Below are 19,761 nucleotides of genomic sequence, written 5' to 3'. Positions count from 1 at the left end.
TAAATACTGAATAAAATGGCCAATTTAAAGGAAATACGTAACAGGATAGCATCGGTTTCTTCAACAATGCAGATAACCAGTGCCATGAAAATGGTTTCTGCCGCTAAGTTGAAAAAAGCGCAGGATGCCATTACTGCCATGAGGCCTTATGCCGATAAACTTACGGAACTATTACAGGGTTTAAGCGCAAGTATAGAAGGTGATGCCGGGAGTAAATTTGCCGATGACAGAACGGTAAATAAGGTTTTGGTTGTTGCAATAACTTCTAACCGAGGTTTGTGTGGGGCGTTTAACACCAATATTCTTAAGCAAAGCACCAATCTTGCAGAGAATGTTTATGCAGGCAAGCAGGTAGATTTTGTAGCGATTGGTAAAAAGGCAAATGATTTCCTTGAAAAAAGATATAATGTTATAGCCAACCATAGTGGAGTTTTTGATGACCTGACATTTGACAATGTTGCTGAAATAGCAGAGGGTTTAATGGAGCTATTCACCAAGGGTACTTATGATTGTATTGATATCGTTTACAATAAGTTTAAGAATGCAGCCACACAGATTATAATTACGGAGCAGTTTTTGCCTATTGTACCTATTAAAGGGGAGGAAAATGTTAGTGCTGATTATACTTTTGAGCCTTCTAAAGTTGAAATTATAGAGCAATTGATACCTAAATCCTTAAAAACACAATTGTATAAAGGGATTAGAGATTCTTTTGCCAGTGAGCATGGTGCGCGTATGACAGCGATGCATAAAGCTACTGATAATGCAAAAGAGATGCGTGACCAATTAAAGCTGACTTATAACAAAGCAAGACAGGCTGCCATTACCAATGAAATTTTAGAAATTGTTGGTGGTGCGGAAGCGTTGAATAATTAAAGATTACATTTTACAAAATAGTATTAAAATAGACCCTACAAACGTGTAGGGTTTTTTTATTTTAAAATGTTCAACACCAATTTTTAACCGACTTTTGTTGCACGAATGAAATCAAACAAAACTGCTTTACTTTTTATTTTTATTACCATATTGGTAGATGTTATAGGTATTGGTATCATCCTTCCCATAATCCCAGAGTTAATAATGGAACTTACCGGCGAAGGAAACCATATGGCAATCATTTATGGTATGTGGCTGACTACCGCCTTTGCTGGTATGCAGTTTTTATTTTCCCCTGTACTTGGTGAAATTTCAGACAAGTATGGTAGACGTCCAATTTTATTAATAGCATTGTTAGGCCTTAGTATAGATTACCTTATACATGCTTGGGCACCTACAATAACTTGGTTGTTTTTAGGGCGTTTCTTAGCAGGAATTACGGGAGCTAGTTTTACGGTAGCATCCGCATATATTGCTGATGTTAGTACAAAAGAGAATAAGGCAAAAAACTTTGGGTTAATTGGAGCTGCCTTTGGATTAGGGTTTATTATAGGACCTGGTATAGGGGGTTTTTTTGGTGAAATAAATATAAGACTACCGTTCTATATAGCTGCCGGATTAACGTTTGCTAATTTCTTATTTGGGTGGCTATTCGTACCTGAATCACTGGCACCAGAAAACAGACGCCCTATATCTTTAATGAAAATGATTCCTGGCGTATCATTATTGGCACTCAGAAATTACAAGGGTGTGCTACTGCTGATTTTCGCTTTCTTTTTGGCCAATTTGGCTGGCCAGGCACTACCTTCTACTTGGTCCTATTACGGTATTGAACGCTATAATTGGAGTCCTAAGGAAATTGGGGTATCGTTGATGGTAGTGGGGCTATTGGTTGCGATAGTTCAAGGCTTTTTAGTGGGTTATTTCGTAAATAAATTTGGCAAGAGAGTAGTAGTATCGGTAGGATTCTTGCTTTGGACCATTGGTATGTTTTTCTTTTCCCTGGCCACTGAGCCATGGATGTTATATGCCTTTTTAATCCCTTATGCCCTTGGGGGTATTGCAGGCCCAACAGTACAGGGGGTCATCTCCAATCAAGTATCGGAAAAGGAGCAAGGTAATTTGCAGGGCTCTATCACTGGCTTGGTAAGTATTACCGCTATAGTAGGACAATTAATATTTGCTCCGGTATTTTACTTTTTTATACGGCCAGAAGGCTCTATTTACTTTCCAGGCGCACCTTATACCTTAGCTGCTATTTTTTTATTGATGGCCTTTGCCTTAGCTTTTACGGCCATGAAGCGTATGGGTCTAGAAGCAGATTAGTTGTGTAAATTTAAATATTTCAGGGACCTAAATTCTAGGATGAATTGAATAGAATAAAAAGAACCCCTAATTTAATTTTAAGCGCTTTAAATCTTACTTTGTTTAACGACGGTAATTAGGTACTTTTAAACCTTCAACAAAAGGAGTTTGAATCCACTCAAAAAACTTTTTAAGCAAACAGCGATATACGGCTTGGCAACTGTCTTGCCACGGATGTTGTCATTTCTGTTAGTGCCTATATATACTGCCGTAATGCCTCCAGAGGATTATGGAGAAATTACGCTTATATTTTCTTGCTTCGCCATTTTCAACGTTTTTTTGGCCTATGGTATGGAAACCGCATTTTTTAGGTTTTATAAAGAAGGCGAAAACAAAAAAATCGTGGTAACTACATCATTGTTGTCCATTGCTGGTTCGTCATTGCTATTTCTTATTCTAGGAATACTATTTAAAACAGCAATTGCAGATGTTCTAAACATAGAGCTAAAGTATATGAACTATGTTTTTGGCATTTTGGTTTTAGACGCCTTGGTTATTGTTCCTTTTGCTTGGCTAAGGGCTAACGAAAAACCGATGCGTTATGCTCTGGTGAAAATTTTGAATATAGCGCTCAACTTGGGACTTAATCTTTTCTTCCTCATACTTTTGCCCAAATTGGCGAGTACAGATGTGCAAGGTTTATTTAACTCTATTTATGTTCCCGATTTTGAGATTTCCTATATTTTAATATCAAATCTATTTGCCAGTGGTATAACCTTGTTATTAATGCTTCGAATTTATATTAGGAGACCTTATACTTTTGACAAGGGCCTCTGGAAGCGTATGCTTGCCTATGCTATGCCTGTAATGGTAGCCGGTATAGCGTTTACAATTAATGAAGTTTTTGATAGGATATTATTAACCGAATTATTGCCTACGGATATAGCAAAGAGCGAAATGGGAAAATATTCTGCTTGTTATAAACTAGCCTTGTTCATGACGCTGTTTGCAACAGCCTTCCGAATGGGCATTGAGCCTTTTTTCTTCAGTCATTCTGAAACTAAGAACCCACAAAAGGCTTATGCACAGATAACAAACTACTTTGTAGTATTGGGGAGTATTATTCTATTGGGTGTTGTAGTTTTTGCGGATTTTCTGAAAAGAGTAATAGTGCTAAACGAATCTTATTGGGATGCTATGGCCATTGTGCCAATAATTGTGCTGGCAAGTTTTTTCTTGGGAATTTATCATAATCTTTCGGTATGGTACAAGGTAACGGATAGAACAAAATTCGGGGCATATATTTCTATGATTGGTGCGGTACTTACCATTATCATCAATTTTGTATTCATTCCTTATTTTGGATACATGGCTTCCGCTACAGCCACTTTAGTGGCGTATGGTACGATGATGTTACTTTCTTTTTATTTTGGAAGAATGTACTATCCCATTCCTTATAATTTTAGAAAAATTATATTTTACTTAGGAATTTCTATACTGTTTTCCATTCTTTCCTTCTATATCTTTGATAGAAATTTAATTGTCGGAATACCATTGTTCTTAATTTTCCTTGGTTTGGTCTATAAATTGGAAGTAGAGAACCTAAGAAAAGTATTTATTAGGAAATAACTATATCCCAACTAAAAGTATAAATACACGCAGATGAAAATCAAGATTATCAATACCTCCACTCATAAACTACCTCATTATGAAACAGGGGCTTCAGCAGGGATGGACCTAAGAGCCAATATTACAGAAAATGTAATCTTGGAACCCTTAGCGCGCGCCATTATACCTACTGGTTTATTTTTAGAACTACCTATAGGCTTTGAGGCGCAAGTAAGGCCAAGAAGTGGTCTGGCGGCAAAAAAAGGAATTACCGTGTTAAATGCACCTGGCACGGTTGATGCTGATTATAGAGGGGAAGTTGGTGTTATTTTGGTAAACCTGTCCAATGAATCTTTTACCATTGAAAATGGGGAACGTATTGCCCAAATGGTAATAGCCAAACATGAACGGGCCGATTGGGAAGAGGTAGAAGTGCTTTCTGAAACAGATAGGGGTGCAGGGGGTTTTGGAAGTACGGGAGTAAAATAGAACCCTCAGGCGAGTGAAGGGGAATTAATTTACAACATGATAAAGGAAAATATTCTTGGTTTTATATTCTTTCTGGGATTGTTTACCATTCCAAAAGGAAGCTATGCGCAAGAAGAAAACCAAATTGAGGTTGAAGAAAGTGCTGAAGTTTTTTTAGAAGAATACACAGATGATTTTCAAGAGAAATTCTTTGAAGCGTTAAAGCAAAAAGGAATTCAAAATTATGATAGGGCTATCAATGCTCTTCTTTCTTGTATTGAACTAACCACGGAAAAGGATGTTATTTCCCATGAGCTTTCAAAAACGTATTTGTTGGATAAGCAATATATAGCTGCTGAACAACATGCTTTAGATGCTATTAAAGGTAATCCCGATAATTATTGGTATGCTTACACCTTGGTTACCGCTTTAGAAGTTCAAAACAAGTCTTTAGAGCATGTAAAAAGTGACTTGCCTTGGAATAATGAAGAGTTAAAATCTAATTTGGCAAAAGCATACTTTGTACAAGGTAATTTTAGGGAAGCTAAAACTATTTTAAAAGACGTTAAAAAAAATAACCCACTCAGATATTTAGAATCAAAAGTTAAGGATTCACTAGCCAAGAAAGACCCAAAGAATAAACCGGTTGTAAATAATAAGATAGTGGTGCAACAAGGTGAAAACAATGTGTTAGACAATTATATAAAGTCAATAGAAGATTTATTAAATTCTAGTAAAAGTTTAGAGCTAATACTGGCTTCTGAGGAAGCAATGGATAATTACCCATCCCAGCCCTTTTTTTATTATGCCAATGCGGTTGGACTGAAAAGAAACAATAAAAACCCAGAAGCTATAGAAGCCTTGGAGACTGCTTTAGATTATGTGTTGAGCGATGTTGTTTTGGAAAATAAAATTTATAAGGAACTGGCTGAGGTATATACATTATTGAACAATCCTGAAAAGGCAAATATGTATCTTAGTAAGGTTAAACCCGGATTTTAGCATATGATAAATAGAAAACGGAAGAACGCAAAGTATATAGTGTTATGCATGATAACACTGTTGGTCGTTTCTTGTAAAAGCACAAAGGTTGTAACAGGTGGAGAGGTCGATAGCCGGCTTAGTTCTAAATCGGTCATAAAAACCCACTATCAAAACACAACAAGTTTTAAGACCTTAAGTGGTAAGGTGAAGATTGACTATTCTGATGGTGATGCTTCGCAAAACTTTACGGTAAGTCTTAGAATGGAGAAGGATAAGGGAATTTGGATGAGTGCTCCTTTAGGGATTGTTAAGGCCTATATTACCCCTACTAGGGTTTCTTTTTATAATAAGTTGGAGAATGAGTATTTTGATGGTGACTTTTCTTATTTAAGTAAATTATTAGGAACAGAGGTTGATTTTGAAATGCTTCAAAACTTACTTCTAGGTCAGGCAATTGTCGATTTACGTTCAGAAAAGTACACCATTTCCATTGCTGAAGATTCTTATCAGCTTAAACCAAAAGGTGTAGGCACACTTTATAAGATGCTATATCAAATAGAACCTCAAAATTTTAAAATGGCCCTACAGCAATTAGCACAGCCTTCAAAGAAACAACTTTTGGAAATCCGTTATGAAAATTACCAACGAGTAGAGAAGGATATACTTCCAAATGAAATTCGAATTTTAGCATTGGAAGAGAATAGACGAAACGCTATAGTGTTGGAGTATAGGAATATAGAGTTAAATGGCGCAATTAATTTTCCATATAAAATACCAAAAGGTTTTAAAGAGGTGGTCTTAAAGTAATATGAACTTCAAATCATTACAAAAATTTGTTTTCTACACACTCGTGGTCATTTCGGCCCAAACTTTTTATGCCCAGACCAGTGAACAGAAGGCTTTGGAAGAAAAACGGGAGCGCTTACAAAATGAAATAAGGGAAATTAATCGTTTGTTGTTTGCGGAAAAAAAGGAAAAAGGTGATGTTTTGGATCAGATGGAGGCCTTGGATAAGAAGATTACGGTAAGGCAACAGTTAATTCGTGTAACCAACCAGCAGACAAACCTTCTCAATAGACAAATAAATACGAACATACGAAGTATTGGGAAACTTAAAAATGAGTTACAGGAAATAAAGGATGAGTATGCCAAGATGATACAGAAATCCTATCAAAACAGGTCCAAACAAAATAGATTAATGTTCCTGTTGTCTTCAGAGAGCTTTTACCAAGCATTTAAAAGGCTTCAATATATGAAGCAATACACAGATTACAGAAAAGAGCAAGGAGAGCAAATAATAGCTAAAACGGATGAGCTTACAAGGCTAAACAGTGATTTAAATGAAGAGCGGAAGGTGAAAGAGGTGTTATTGGCGCAGAACACCAAAGCGAAAGATCAACTTTTTGGTGAGATTCAACAACAGAAAGCATTACTTGGCACTATTAGAAAGAATGAGAATAAGTATGTAAGCGCCATTAACAAGAAAAAGGCGGAAGCACGTAAGATTGACCAACAAATAGAAAAATTGATTCGCTCAGCGATTGCTGCATCTAACAAAAAAGTAGGGAAAGCCACGGCTACTAGCAACAGTAAATTTGTGCTGACCCCAGAAGCTGCGATTGTTGCAAATAATTTTTCCGCTAATAAAGGCAAATTAATTTGGCCGGTAGAAAAGGGCATAAAGAGTCAAGGATTTGGCATATATAAAGACGCTGTTTATCCTGGAATACAACATCAAAGTAATGGTGTTATTATTGCAACAGATCCCGGATCAAAGGCCAGGGCAATCTTTGAAGGGGAGGTGATTGCCATTTTAGCCGTACCCGGAGGAAATAAAGGTGTGCAAATAAAACACGGAAATTTTATTAGTACCTACTATAACTTGTCTGACCTATACGTAAAGAAAGGTGATAGAGTTGCTATAAAGGAGGAGCTTGGCACAATTTATACCAATCGGTCAAATGGCCAGACCAGATTAAAATTCTATTTATATCAAGATACATCAAAATTAAATCCAGAGGATTGGGTATATCAATTATAAAACGTGAGCATGCAGGATAAGAAGAAAATTAACGGATTACAGGGTACTTTTAAATTACATAATGGAGTTGAGATGCCTTATTTGGGCTTAGGGACCTATCAAGCAGAAAACAATCAAGAAGTAATAGATTCGGTAAAGGATGCACTGGAGATAGGCTATCGTCATATAGATACCGCTTCAATTTATAAAAATGAAGAGGGCGTAGGACAGGGAATCAAGGAAAGTCAGGTTACTAGGAAAGATATATTTTTGGTGACCAAAGTGTGGAATTCCGATCAAGGCTATGAAAGTACCCTACAGTCATTTGAGGATAGTATTAACCGTCTTCAAGTTGATTATTTGGATTTATTGCTGATTCACTGGCCGGTGAAGGAGAAATATAAAGACACTTGGCGAGCTATGGAATACCTTTATAAACAAAAAAAGGTGAGGGCTATTGGGGTGAGTAATTTTTTACAGCATCACTTGGAGGATTTAATGACTACGGCGAATATTGTTCCTATGGTAAATCAAATGGAATTTCATCCCTACGTAGTACAGCAGGCCTTACTTGACTTCTGCAATAAAAATACCATTCAGTATGAAGCTTGGTCCCCATTTATGCAAGGAAAAGTTTTTGGCTTGGATATTTGCAAGGAACTCGCGGAAAAATATGGTAAATCCGTTGCGCAGATAATCTTACGATGGAATCTACAGAAAGGGGTCGTTACCATTCCAAAATCTATTCATAAAGACCGTATCGTTTCCAATGCGGATATTTTTGATTTTGAATTATCAGAAAAAGATATGGCCTACCTAGATAGCTTGGATAGGGATGAGCGAATTGGGCCTCATCCAGACCATTTTGATTTTTAGGATTTCGTAAATAGTGCTTTTAATTCAGTAGCATTATCAGGTTTCATTTTTCCGGCAAGAACAAGACTTAATTGTTTTCTTCGTAAAGCACCGGCATACCGTTCTTTTTCTAAAGGGGATTCTGGTAGTAATTCTGGAACTTCGGTAGGTTTGCCCGTTTCATCTACGGCAACAAAAGTATAAATTGCCTCATTTGCCTTCGTACGTTTTCCATTGTAACGATCTTCTATCCAAACATCAATATATACCTCCATCGAAGTGTTGTATGCCCTGGATACGGCAGCTTCCACAGTAACCACACTACCCAAAGGTATTGCCAAGTTAAAAGCTACGTGGTTTACAGATGCAGTAACCGTAATTCTTCTACTGTGTCTGCCAGCTGCAATACTTGCGGCACGGTCCATCCGCGCCAAAAGTTCCCCTCCAAACAGATTTTGTAAGGCATTGGTCTCACTTGGGAGTACCATATCCGTCATTGTAGTTCTAGATTCTGAAGGTGTCTTTGCTTTCATAGTTGAAAATTTTGGCAAAGATACAAGCAACAAATTTCCTAGGCTTAACCAAAGCTGCTTATTTTTCTGAAAGCATCCAAGCATCCCTAGATTGGGAGCGTTTTATTTCTTTTAGGGCTTGTAAGGCTTTTTGTGCGTCATTATAACGGTCATAGGTCACCATGTGAAGCCCATATGCATTTGTACCGTAATACGCGGCATTATAACCCTTATCTTGTAGTGATTTTATCTTTTTGTCAGCATTTGCCCTAATTCTAAAAGCACCTGCAACGATATGATGTTTCCCTGTAGTAATTGGGTTTAGAACGGCTGAAGAAAGGGCGTCTACATTGACTGTTGGCAATTCTAACGGTGTGGTATCAAAAAAAGTGGCTTCCTGTATTTGGCGAGTAATCTGTTTTTGTGCTTCTTGGCGTGCAACTTGCTCATTTTGAATACGGTCTTGAACAAATCTAAACCCTGTAAGTCCCGTGGATAGGGCTAAAAGAATAATAGCTGCATATTTTAAATACGGTCTAAAGGTGTTCTTTTCCCTTTGTTCAGGACTTATAATAAAGGGAATTTGTTCCTCAATAGCAACAACTTCTTCTTTTAGGATTTCACGGGTAATTGGAATAGATTTACAAGGAGTCAAACCAAATGAAGATGTCAAATAATTAACTTCTTGATACGGTTGAAATTGTATTTTGCCTTCGGTATTTATCCAAAGTAGACCAATGTTTGGTAAACTCAGTTTATCTCCAATTGCCAGTGTGCTTTTCCAATTTTTAGTAACTTCCTCAACAGCGGTAAGTGCTGCTTCAAAAGTTTTTTTCTCCATTTCAGCAATGTAGGTTACTAAGAGACCATCATTACTTGTTAACTGTTCGTTGAAAGAAATGGACTTTGCAGGGGCGAAAAAGGTATTGGTAACAGTATTTAATCTGGCAGATGATTTTTGTGTTAGGAATGCGCCAAAACTTGGCACAACCACACAATTATATCTGTAAAGTAAATCGCTTATATATTGTTCTACAACCATTGTTCACAAATATCAATAAAAAATAGAGTCTTCAAAACCGATACCATAACTTTTTATTAACATTATATTTGTTGTCCTATTACGATTCTTAATGAGCAACTCCCAACATACTAATGATGAACTTCTTGCAATTTTAAGGTTGCAAAATATCCCTAATGTTGGAGATGTTATAGCAAAAAAATTAATTTCCCACTGTGGTAGTCCATCAGCAATTTTTGATGACAAACGGAATCATCTCTTAAAAATAGATGGTATTGGAACGCATACCATAAAGCATTTGTTTGATGTTGAACATTTGGAGGCTGCTGAAGAAGAGTTACAATTTATTGAAGCAAATAATATAAAGTACACCTATTTTTTAGACTTGGATTATCCAAATTATTTAAAACACTGCATAGATAGTCCTATTTTATTATTTAAGCAGGGGAATATTGAATTGGAGGGGCGCAGGATAATCAGTGTGGTTGGCACAAGGAATATTACTAGTTATGGTATGGCTTTCTGCGAACAGTTTGTTGAAGATATAGCGCCATTGAACCCTATCATCGTTAGCGGTTTTGCCTATGGCGTTGATATATGTATTCAAAAAGCGGCTTTAAACCACGGCCTGCAGACCATTGGTTGTTTGGCACATGGTCTAAACCAAATCTACCCTAAGACACACGCCAAGTACCAAGCTGATGTTAGGGCCAATGGCGGGTTTTTAACTGAATTCTGGAGCACTAGTAGTCCGGAAAGGGAGAATTTTCTAAAACGAAACCGCATTATAGCCGGTATGAGCGAAGCTACTATTGTTGTTGAATCTGCAGAAAAAGGAGGTAGTTTGGTAACCGCCAATATAGCCAATAGTTATAATAGGGATGTTTTTGCGGTTCCGGGAAGAACATCTGACAAGTACAGTCTCGGGTGCAATATTCTTATAAAACAGCAGAAGGCACATATGCTTACTTCTGCAGCGGATTTAATTTATTTGTTGGATTGGTCTTTAGACGAAGAGCAAGTATCAAAGACCATTCAAAAACAGTTGTTTGTTAATTTGGACGACACTGAACAAGCTATTTACACCTATTTAGAACAAAATGGAAAACAACTTTTAGACACCATTTCTTTAGTATGTAAGCTTCCCATTTTTAAAACCTCTTCTACTTTGTTGACCATGGAAATGAAAGGGGTTATACGACCTTTGCCTGGAAAATTGTTTGAGGCGATTTAGGGTTTTACAAACCGCTCAGTTTGTATTTTCATTTTTAGATTGATGGATTTTCCTGAAAAACACCATTTATCGATTAAAAATTGAATCAAATCCCCAAACAAGGACATATGCGGCTATAGGTCAAACAATAAAACGACCTATGGGTCTTTTTTAAGATGTAGTTGGTTTTTTACTGTCATTCTCAGGGTTATGAAAAATGACAACAAAGGGACTGTTAAAAACAGAAACTTAATACCCCAATTTTCCTCGAACACGTTCCAAGACGCCATCCGCTACTTTTTTAGCTTTTTCAGCTCCTATGGCCAAGGCTTCATCTACTTCATTAAGATGGTTTATATAGTATTCAAACTTTTCCCGTGGTTCCTCAAACTTGTTTAGAATGACTTCGTAAAGTGCTTGTTTTGCATGGCCATAGCCATAATTTCCCGCTAAGTAATTTGCGGTCATTTCCTCAATCTGTGGCTGAGTGGCCAGTATTTTATATAAAGCAAAAATGTTATCTGTTTCTGGGTCTTTAGGGTCTTCCATAGGGGTGCTGTCCGTTTGAATTCCCATTATTGACTTGCGTAATTTTTTATCAGTCTGAAACAGATTAATGAGGTTTCCTTTGCTTTTGCTCATTTTTGCACCATCTGTACCAGGTATGTACATCGTTTCTTCGTGTACCTTGGCATCGGGCAGTACAAAGGTTTCCCCTAATTGCGCATGAAAACGGGAAGCTACATCACGGGTCATTTCCAAATGCTGTAATTGGTCTTTTCCAACAGGTACAATATTGGCATCGTACAATAATATATCAGCAGCCATAAGCATTGGGTAGGTAAAAAGTCCGGCATTAACATCATCCAACCTATCGGCCTTATCCTTAAAGGAATGCGCCAAGGTTAACCGTTGATATGGGAAGAAACAACTTAAATACCATGAAAGTTCGGTGACCTGCGGTACGTCACTCTGTCTATAAAACACTGTTTTTTCTATATCCAACCCAAAGGAAAGCCATGTAGCGGCAGTACGATACGTGTTGTTTCTTAATTCCTCGCCATTTTTTATTTGGGTCAAGGAATGCATATCCGCAATAAATAGAAATGATTCGTTCTTAGGGTCTTGGGCCATTTGTATTGCTGGGATTATTGCTCCCAAAATATTCCCCAAGTGAGGTGTTCCGGTACTTTGTATTCCCGTTAAAATTCTTGCCATCTACTTTTTGTCTAAGTTCACAAAGGTAAAACAAATGAAAAAAAATGAGTGCAAATAACTATTTTTGATGCATGCTTAAAATTCTAAAGCAAATAGGATGGACATTGTACCGTATCTGGTTCTATATTTTGGTTGCTGTTCCTATTTTTATTTTTTTTCCTTTCCTGTTGTTGTTTGCCTCAAGGGAGGCATGGTATCCCCAATTTTTTTGGATGGCTCGTAACCTCTGGGCGAAGCCTATTCTCTATGGCATGGCCTGTTTTCCAAAGACCATTTATAAACAAAAACTTATCCGCAAGAAAAGTTATATGTTGGTGGCAAACCATACTAGCATGATGGATATTATGCTGATGTTATACGTGAGTAAAAATCCTTTTGTGTTTGTTGGCAAAAAAGAGTTGGTTAACATACCTGTTTTTGGATTCTTTTATAAAAGGGTCTGTATTATGGTAGATCGGGAGAGCACGCAGAGTAGGACAGGGGTTTACAGAAGAGCTCAAAAAAGATTAAAGCAGGGTTTGAGTATATGTATTTTTCCAGAAGGAGGCGTTCCTGACAATGAATCTATCGTTTTAGATCAATTTAAGGATGGAGCCTTTAAAATGGCCATTGCGCATAAAATACCTGTGGTGCCAATGACCTTTCATAATAATAAGGAACGATTTTCATTTACCTTTTTTAGTGGGGGACCGGGTGTAATCCGTGCTACCGTGCATGAATTTTTTGAAACCGGTATCCTAGAACAAGAAGATAAAGGCACCTTACGGGAAGAGGTACGTAATGTTATCTTCAATTCATTGCATCGCCATTAAAATTTAAAGCTTAAGCCGCTGTAAACCCCTATGGAATAAGGATTAAATGTGCCTTGGGTCTGCGTAAAGGTATTTAATTGGTATTTAAAAACCGGTTCTATATTTAGCTTAACTTTTTGAGATAATTTATAGTTTACACCCAAGCCAAAATTAGCACTAAAATTTAAGTCATTCATATTATTGGCCTCACCCATTTCTGTAGTAAGATCACCAGATGTCAACGCAACGGCATTATCGACCAAAAACAATGAACTAACACCTCCAATAATATTTAATCCAAATGTATTATCTATTACGGCATAGTTTAATTCCAAAGGCACCTCAATATATCCAAATTGTTGGGACATAACACCATATTTTTCTGGGTTTTGCGCCAAGAAATCGATAGATTTATTGGCAACCGAAAAGTCCGACACTGAATTATCCCTACTGGTTACCACTAAATTCTTTGAAGTTGAGTTATAATCTATCGTTTTTATCTGACCAGTGTTGGTGGAGGCCAACGATGTAGAAAAGGAAACATCATTGGTGTCATAGCCATAATCTACTTTATGAACCCCTGATTTCACCGTAAGCTTGGGGCTAATTTCATAGGCTATGGCTAAACCGTAACTAAGATTGACATTACCGGATTTAGAATTGGGAACAAAACTAGGATGAACAGGCGAGCCTTCTCCCATAGCGTTAAAATAGACAGGTGCTATGCTAGGTCCTACAGACCATCTTTTGCCCTTATTGCTCTCGACAACTAGTTCCCTGCCCTCTTCAGGTATTTCTTCAAAAATGGATTTTTTATTAGCATCAGCATTTTTGTCTGATGATTTTTGATCATTGTCGGTAATGGCGGTTTCTAATTTTTGACTTGCGGTTGCTGTCCGTTCATCTTTTACGGTCGTTAAAAAGGACTTGTTTGTTTGAGATGTATCAACATTAGCGGTAGTGTTGGCATCAGTAACTGAGTTGGGTGGAATTCGTTCTGTTAAAATATCATTTTGATGGCCATCAGTATTTGTATTTACTACTATTGAATTCTGCTCTTTATAATTTTTCTCGACCTTACTAAAATTGTTCGGGTTGCCCGACTTAATATTTTGCTTTGTATTATTTGAAACTAAAACTTGTTGGGGGTTTTTCGTTTTATTCTGTTCGGTATTTATTTGTTGGGTGTCCTTATTTTTGAGGATTGACGAATTATTTGTTATTGGGTCGTTTTTTTTAACGACATTTCTATCAATAGTATCAGCTTTCTCATGTTCTGATTTCTTTTCTAATTGTTCTGTATCTGTAATGGTGTCATCTGAAGTTATTGTTTTATTAAATGGGTTCATAACAATAAAACCAATTATCAATGCTGCGGCAATACCACCCAATTGCCACCAAAATGGAATAACTTTCTTTTTCCGTTTTTTATTCAACGTAGTTTCAATTGCTGTCCAGACCTTTGCATCAGGTATTTCCTTGAAATCCTTAAATTTCTTTTGAAAAAGTTCGTCTATGTTTTGTTTACCCATCTTTGAAAGACTTATATGTTTTTGTGTGCGATCGTTAAATCCACATGTAATTAGTAATGATTATGACCAACCCTATAACTGATTGGGAAAGTTTTGATTCTATTTTTTGTTTTAATAGTATTCTTGCCCTTGCAAGATTGGATTTTGAAGTACCAATGGTTGTGCCTAATAACTCACCAATTTCTTTATGTGTATACCCATCAAGAACGTATAAATTAAAAGTTGTTCTATATTTATTGGGCAGTTCCCTAATATATTTAAGTAGGGTTTGCAAATCTATTTCTGTATAAATAGAATCCAAAGTAACTTCTTCCCCTGTGTTTTCATCAACAACATTTAAATATTCTTCTTTTCTATATTTTTGTAGTACTGTATTTACAGTTATTCTTTTTATCCAACCTTCAAAAGAACCTTTAGAATTATATTGGCCAATTTTGTCAAAAATGGTTATGAAACTATCATGTAGGTTATCTTCGGCCTCCGTTTTATTTCGCGAATATTTTAAACATATACCAAAGAGTATATTTGCGTACTCTTGATACAGCTGTCCTTGGGCTTTTCGTTCTCCCTTTTTGCATTTATGTATGAGTTCTTCTAGGGCACTCAACGTTGGTTAGGTTAACTTAGGTTTTATTCTACTGGCACAACGATCTCAAGAAATTCTGGCTCGCCATCGCTATTGTCACCTTGATAAAACTTAAAGGTGTAGGGTTCGTTATAAATGACGACGAAGTTAAAGGATGCTTCTTGCTCTATAACTTGCTCAGTACAAGATACAGCATCTGTATGAACAGCTCCAACCACAACAACATTTCTTGTTGTAATATCTTCATTACTAACATCAAAACCTTCATAAGAGGTACACCCGTTAGGTAAAAGATAAGTAACGTTTATTTTGTAAGTTTGGTTAAGCACAAAAGATTCTGGCACTTCAGCATTGGTAATAGATAGTGCCGTAAAATGAAAGTTTGGCGCATCATCCTCAATGGAACAACTACTAAACAACAACGAAAACGCTACCATTACTACTAATATCCCTCTCTTCATCACAAAAATTCCTTTATGACCAAGATGAAAATATAGAAAAAAGGTTGCGTTACCCCTTAAATTATAAGAAGAAAAAGACTTTTTTACTGATTAAGGGCGTTTATAGCTTCTCTAATTTTGCTGTCTAACTCTTCAAAAAGTTCCGGATTGTCTAACAATAAGGTCTTAACGGCATCCCTTCCCTGGCCAAGTTTGGTATCGCCATAGCTAAACCAAGAACCACTTTTCTTAATGATTTCGTATTCAACACCTAAGTCTATCACCTCACCAATTTTAGAAATACCTTCGCCATACATGATGTCAAACTCGGTAGTACGGAAGGGTGGGGCAACTTTGTTCTTAACTACCTTAACCCTAGTTTTGTTTCCTTTTACATTCCCATCTGTATCCTTAATTTGAGTAGAACGTCTAATATCTAAACGCACGGATGCATAAAATTTTAAGGCATTTCCACCGGTTGTTGTTTCAGGATTACCGAACATAACACCAATTTTTTCCCTTAATTGGTTAATGAAAATAACGGTACAATTGGTCTTGCTTATAGAACCTGTTAATTTTCTAAGTGCTTGGGACATTAAACGGGCATGAAGACCCATTTTGGAATCTCCCATTTCACCTTCAATCTCACTTTTTGGTGTCAAGGCCGCCACAGAATCTATAATTACGATATCAATAGCACCGGATCGGATAAGATTATCGGCAATTTCTAAAGCTTGCTCACCGTTATCTGGTTGGGAAATGATTAAATTATCAATGTCAACACCTAGTTTTTGTGCGTAAAAACGGTCAAAAGCATGCTCTGCATCAATGAAGGCAGCAATGCCACCATTTTTTTGGGCACCAGCTATAGCATGCAATGTAAGTGTAGTTTTACCTGAAGATTCAGGACCATAAATCTCAATAACACGTCCGCGAGGATAACCACCTACCCCTAAAGCAATATCAAGGCCAAGGGATCCAGAAGGGATTACTTCAACATCTGCAACAACACTATCCCCTAATTTCATGACAGCACCTTTTCCATAGGTTTTGTCCAATTTATCCAAGGTTAATTTAAGGGCTTTTAATTTCGCTTCTTTTTCGGAACTCATGAGTTATTTTTTAGGGAAGCTAAATTAGCATTTCTTTTTTGAAAAGAATAATTATGTGTTCTTTTACGCAACCATTTTAGTAAATATACGTCTACTTTAAAAACAGTTAGTGGTTAGTATGTTATATGCCATTGTACTTAATGACAATGGCAACTGTTGGCTATCTCCTTTATTTTGATTTTATGAAAGAATGCTATGAAAAAGAATAAATTGGAATAGCCTAATAAAGAGTCCCGAATATTCGGGACTCTTTGCATTTCAATTCTAGGGAATAGCATAGTATTCACCTGATGTTTTGCTCATAATTAGTATCTTTGCTGACTAAAATTTCGTTTAACTTAAATTATTGGTATAGCATGCAACTGTACAATACATTAAGTGCAAAGGAAAGAGCAGCGCTTATAAAAGAAGCAGGTAAGGACCGTCTAACCATCTCTTTCTATAAATATGCACATATTGGAAACACTTCCATTTTCAGAAATCACTTATTTATTCATTGGAACGATTTAGAAGTTCTTGGGCGCATTTATGTGGCCAATGAGGGTATTAATGCACAGCTATCTGTTCCGGCGGAAAATTTTGGGCCTTTTAAGGAGCACTTGGACAGCATTTCTTTCTTAGAAAATGTAAGGCTTAATATTGCCATTGAGCAAGACAACCTCTCATTTCTTAAACTAAAGGTGAAGGTGCGGCATAAAATTGTTGCGGATGGCCTTAACGATAAAAGTTTTGACGTGACCAACAAGGGCATTCATGTTGGCGCAGAAAAATTCAATGAACTTATAGAGGATCCAGACACAATTCTTGTCGATATGAGGAATCATTATGAAAGTGAAATTGGACATTTTAAAAATGCAATCACTCCAGATGTAGATACATTTAGGGATTCTTTGGATATTATAGAACAGGATTTAGCGGATCATAAAGAGGATAAAAAATTAGTGATGTACTGTACTGGGGGTATCCGGTGTGAAAAGGCCAGCGCTTATTATAAGCACAAAGGCTTTAAACAAGTGTACCAATTGGAAGGCGGTATTATAGAATACACGAGACAAGTGACCCAAAAGAACTTGGAAAACAAATTTAGGGGAAAGAACTTTGTTTTTGATCATCGTAGAGGAGAGCGAATAAGTGAGGATGTTATTGCAAAATGCCATCAATGTGGCGCTTCTTGTGACGAACATGTGAATTGTGCAAATGAAGCCTGTCATTTATTGTTTATACAATGTGAGGCTTGTGCGGAAAAGATGAACAATTGTTGTTCCGATCACTGCAAAGAAATTCATGAATTACCTTACGAAGAGCAAAAAGCACTAAGAAAGGGTAAGGTAGTAAGTAATAAAATCTTTAAAAAAGGGCGATCAGAGGTGTTGAAGTTTAAGAACTAAATAGTAGCTGCTTCATTGCTGTGCAATTTAAAAAATACCCGTGTGGTATTCCTTAAATCTGAAGTTCTTATTAGTAGCCCCACTTTATATCACATTAAAAAAACACTATCTTTACCTATAAGTTTTTTATGAACCTTTTTTGGTAAAACCAAAGATGTTATACCAAATCAATATATAAAATATGGGTTGTAGTAGTTGTTCTACCGGTAAGGATGGACAACCAAAGGGATGCAAGAATAACGGTACTTGCGGTACAGATGGTTGCAATAAATTAACTGTTTTTGACTGGCTTTCAAATATGGCACTGCCAAATGGCGAAAAACCATTTGAATATGTTGAGGTCCGATTTAAAAATAGTAGAAAGGAATTTTTTAAAAATTCAGAAAATCTATCATTGTCTATAGGAGATATTGTGGCTACCGAGTCGCAATCGGGCCATGACATTGGTTTGGTAACCTTGATTGGGGAACTGGTGCGTGTTCAAATGAAAAGGAAAAAGGTAGATTTTATCAAAGAGGAACTACCAAAAATATACCGTAAAGCTTCTCAAAAAGATATTGATATCTGGCAGAAGTGTAGGAATCGCGAAGAAGAGATAAAAAAACGAGCCAGAGAAATTGCAATTATCCTAAAATTGCAAATGAAAATCTCTGATGTTGAGTTTCAAGGCGATGCTTCCAAAGCCACGTTTTATTATACCGCTGAAGATCGTGTAGATTTTCGCCAATTGATAAAGGATATGGCAAAGGCCTTTGGTATTCGGATAGAAATGCGCCAAATAGGATATCGTCAAGAGGCACAACGTCTTGGTGGTATTGGCTCTTGCGGAAGGGAACTATGTTGCTCTACTTGGTTAACTGATTTTAGATCGGTGAGCACTTCTGCCGCACGCTATCAACAGTTATCCCTAAATCCACAAAAATTGGCAGGACAGTGTGGTAAACTTAAGTGCTGTTTAAATTATGAGTTGGATGTTTATCTTGATGCGCTAAAAGATTTTCCATCCCAAGACACTAAATTATTTACCGAAAAGGGATTGGCATTTTGTCAGAAAACCGATATTTTCAAAGAAATGTTATGGTTCTCTTATAAAGATGAACCGGCCAACTGGCATATGCTTTCTAAAAGTCAGGTAAATGAAATTTTGGAAAAAAACAAAAAGAAGGAAAAAGTTGATAGTTTAGAGGCTTTTGCTGTAGATAATCTTGAGGAGGAAAAAGTAGTTTTTGAAAATGTGGTTGGACAAGATAGTCTTACCCGTTTTGATAAACCTAAAAACCAAGCAAATAGAAATAAAAACAGGAATAGGAAAAAGAACAATAAAAACAGAAATAGAAGTAAAAGGAATGCGTAGTACACTGTTGATTCTTTTGGTAGCTTTGTGTCTCTTCTCATGCAATACCAACGTAGTCACTTCTGAATTTAAAAGCGTAACGGGGGCTTCCTGGAACAGGGATTCTGTTATGCAGTTTACGTTTTCGAAGATGGATACTTTACAAAAACACCATATGTACATCAATGTTAGGAATGATGATACGTATCCTTACAGTAATCTCTTTTTAATTGCAGCGTTAACCACACCCGATGGTGAAGTGATACAAGATACATTAGAGTATACCATGGCATTACCAGATGGTACTTGGTTAGGAAAAGGTAGCGGTAATCTAAAGGAAAACAAATTATGGTATAAGGAGGACATCGTTTTTTCTTCTTCTGGCGTATATACCTTAGAAGTAGCCCACGCAATGCGTAAAAATGGTAATGTGTCCGGTGTAATTGGATTGGAAGGTGTTACCGATGTTGGTTTGGAAATAACAAAAAGTAATCCTTGA

At 36.7% G+C, this 19,761-nt stretch carries 20 protein-coding genes; 13 read left to right on the top strand and 7 right to left on the bottom strand.

Annotation, left to right across the window (positions count from 1 at the left end; genetic code table 11):
• Positions 1-15: 15 nt before the first annotated feature.
• The 8 genes from atpG to ACOCEA_RS04270 all read left to right on the top strand — a co-directional run bounded on the left by atpG (position 16) and on the right by ACOCEA_RS04270 (position 8,137).
• On the top strand, positions 16-876 hold the full coding sequence (atpG, locus tag ACOCEA_RS04305) for an ATP synthase F1 subunit gamma (protein WP_420754966.1): 861 nt from the start codon (positions 16-18) through the stop codon (positions 874-876).
• A gap of 105 nt (positions 877-981) precedes the next feature.
• A complete protein-coding gene (locus ACOCEA_RS04300; protein WP_420754965.1) occupies positions 982-2,202 on the top strand; it encodes a TCR/Tet family MFS transporter in 1,221 nt (406 codons plus the stop codon).
• 147 nt (positions 2,203-2,349) lie between these two features.
• Complete coding sequence (locus ACOCEA_RS04295; protein WP_420754964.1) at positions 2,350-3,810, top strand: lipopolysaccharide biosynthesis protein; 1,461 nt, start codon at positions 2,350-2,352, stop codon at positions 3,808-3,810.
• Between the two features lie 33 nt (positions 3,811-3,843).
• Positions 3,844-4,278 carry a dUTP diphosphatase gene (dut, locus tag ACOCEA_RS04290; protein ID WP_420754963.1) on the top strand — a complete coding sequence of 145 codons (435 nt, stop codon included), beginning with the start codon at positions 3,844-3,846 and terminating at the stop codon, positions 4,276-4,278.
• Between the two features lie 36 nt (positions 4,279-4,314).
• Complete coding sequence (locus ACOCEA_RS04285) at positions 4,315-5,259, top strand: tetratricopeptide repeat protein (RefSeq protein WP_420754962.1); 945 nt, start codon at positions 4,315-4,317, stop codon at positions 5,257-5,259.
• Between the two features lie 48 nt (positions 5,260-5,307).
• Positions 5,308-6,048, top strand: coding sequence for a lipoprotein insertase outer membrane protein LolB1 (gene lolB1, locus ACOCEA_RS04280; RefSeq protein WP_420754961.1), 741 nt, complete (start codon positions 5,308-5,310; stop codon positions 6,046-6,048).
• A 1-nt stretch (position 6,049) separates the two neighbouring features.
• Positions 6,050-7,282, top strand: a complete 1,233-nt coding sequence (locus tag ACOCEA_RS04275) for a murein hydrolase activator EnvC family protein (protein ID WP_420754960.1) — start codon at positions 6,050-6,052, stop codon at positions 7,280-7,282.
• Positions 7,283-7,291: 9 nt separating this feature from the next.
• Entirely contained in the window at positions 7,292-8,137 is an 846-nt protein-coding gene (locus ACOCEA_RS04270; RefSeq protein WP_420754959.1) for an aldo/keto reductase, read from the top strand.
• Here ACOCEA_RS04270 and ACOCEA_RS04265 read toward each other — a convergent pair.
• Together ACOCEA_RS04265 and ACOCEA_RS04260 are read right to left on the bottom strand one after the other, a co-directional pair.
• Complete coding sequence (locus ACOCEA_RS04265; RefSeq protein ID WP_420754958.1) at positions 8,134-8,649, bottom strand: acyl-CoA thioesterase; 516 nt, start codon at positions 8,647-8,649, stop codon at positions 8,134-8,136. The two genes, ACOCEA_RS04270 and ACOCEA_RS04265, sit on opposite strands and share 4 nt — an antisense overlap.
• Before the next feature lie 58 nt (positions 8,650-8,707).
• Positions 8,708-9,670, bottom strand: coding sequence for an HU domain-containing protein (locus ACOCEA_RS04260; RefSeq protein WP_420754957.1), 963 nt, complete (start codon positions 9,668-9,670; stop codon positions 8,708-8,710).
• A gap of 91 nt (positions 9,671-9,761) precedes the next feature.
• On the opposite strand from ACOCEA_RS04260, the gene dprA reads away from it, so the two are divergent.
• The gene (gene dprA, locus ACOCEA_RS04255; RefSeq protein WP_420754956.1) at positions 9,762-10,883 is read left to right on the top strand and encodes a DNA-processing protein DprA; all 1,122 of its coding nucleotides are present in this window, start codon (positions 9,762-9,764) and stop codon (positions 10,881-10,883) included.
• Between the two features lie 228 nt (positions 10,884-11,111).
• On the opposite strand, the gene trpS is transcribed toward dprA, so the two are convergent.
• Positions 11,112-12,080: a tryptophan--tRNA ligase gene (gene trpS, locus ACOCEA_RS04250; RefSeq protein ID WP_420754955.1), complete on the bottom strand. Its 969-nt coding sequence runs from the start codon at positions 12,078-12,080 to the stop codon at positions 11,112-11,114.
• Between the two features lie 71 nt (positions 12,081-12,151).
• Here trpS and ACOCEA_RS04245 point away from each other — a divergent pair, with 71 nt between their 5' ends.
• Positions 12,152-12,892 (top strand): lysophospholipid acyltransferase family protein, encoded by a 741-nt coding sequence (locus ACOCEA_RS04245; protein WP_420754954.1) that lies wholly within the window; start codon positions 12,152-12,154, stop codon positions 12,890-12,892.
• Here the strand turns inward: ACOCEA_RS04245 and ACOCEA_RS04240 are convergent.
• The 4 genes from ACOCEA_RS04240 to recA form a co-directional block, all read right to left on the bottom strand.
• The gene (locus ACOCEA_RS04240) at positions 12,889-14,403 is read right to left on the bottom strand and encodes a hypothetical protein (RefSeq protein ID WP_420754953.1); all 1,515 of its coding nucleotides are present in this window, start codon (positions 14,401-14,403) and stop codon (positions 12,889-12,891) included. The genes ACOCEA_RS04245 and ACOCEA_RS04240 overlap by 4 nt on opposite strands.
• A 34-nt stretch (positions 14,404-14,437) precedes the next feature.
• Positions 14,438-15,010: an RNA polymerase sigma factor gene (locus ACOCEA_RS04235; RefSeq protein WP_420754952.1), complete on the bottom strand. Its 573-nt coding sequence runs from the start codon at positions 15,008-15,010 to the stop codon at positions 14,438-14,440.
• A gap of 23 nt (positions 15,011-15,033) precedes the next feature.
• Positions 15,034-15,450 carry a hypothetical protein gene (locus ACOCEA_RS04230; protein WP_420754951.1) on the bottom strand — a complete coding sequence of 139 codons (417 nt, stop codon included), beginning with the start codon at positions 15,448-15,450 and terminating at the stop codon, positions 15,034-15,036.
• A gap of 83 nt (positions 15,451-15,533) precedes the next feature.
• Positions 15,534-16,541: a recombinase RecA gene (recA, locus tag ACOCEA_RS04225; protein ID WP_420754950.1), complete on the bottom strand. Its 1,008-nt coding sequence runs from the start codon at positions 16,539-16,541 to the stop codon at positions 15,534-15,536.
• Positions 16,542-16,897: 356 nt separating this feature from the next.
• On the opposite strand from recA, the gene trhO reads away from it, so the two are divergent.
• The 3 genes from trhO (at position 16,898) to ACOCEA_RS04210 (ending at position 19,761) form a co-directional block, all read left to right on the top strand.
• A complete protein-coding gene (trhO, locus tag ACOCEA_RS04220) occupies positions 16,898-17,929 on the top strand; it encodes an oxygen-dependent tRNA uridine(34) hydroxylase TrhO (protein ID WP_420754949.1) in 1,032 nt (343 codons plus the stop codon).
• 181 nt (positions 17,930-18,110) lie between these two features.
• The gene (locus ACOCEA_RS04215; RefSeq protein ID WP_420754948.1) at positions 18,111-19,283 is read left to right on the top strand and encodes a PSP1 domain-containing protein; all 1,173 of its coding nucleotides are present in this window, start codon (positions 18,111-18,113) and stop codon (positions 19,281-19,283) included.
• The gene (locus ACOCEA_RS04210; RefSeq protein ID WP_420754947.1) at positions 19,276-19,761 is read left to right on the top strand and encodes a gliding motility lipoprotein GldH; all 486 of its coding nucleotides are present in this window, start codon (positions 19,276-19,278) and stop codon (positions 19,759-19,761) included. The genes ACOCEA_RS04215 and ACOCEA_RS04210 overlap by 8 nt, the downstream gene beginning before the upstream one ends.

Source organism: Maribacter luteocoastalis, from assembly GCF_048890225.1.
Classification (GTDB): domain Bacteria; phylum Bacteroidota; class Bacteroidia; order Flavobacteriales; family Flavobacteriaceae; genus Maribacter; species Maribacter luteocoastalis.
The sequence above is the reverse complement of the archived record's forward strand: the minus strand, read 5'-3'. Positions and strand labels throughout refer to the sequence as shown.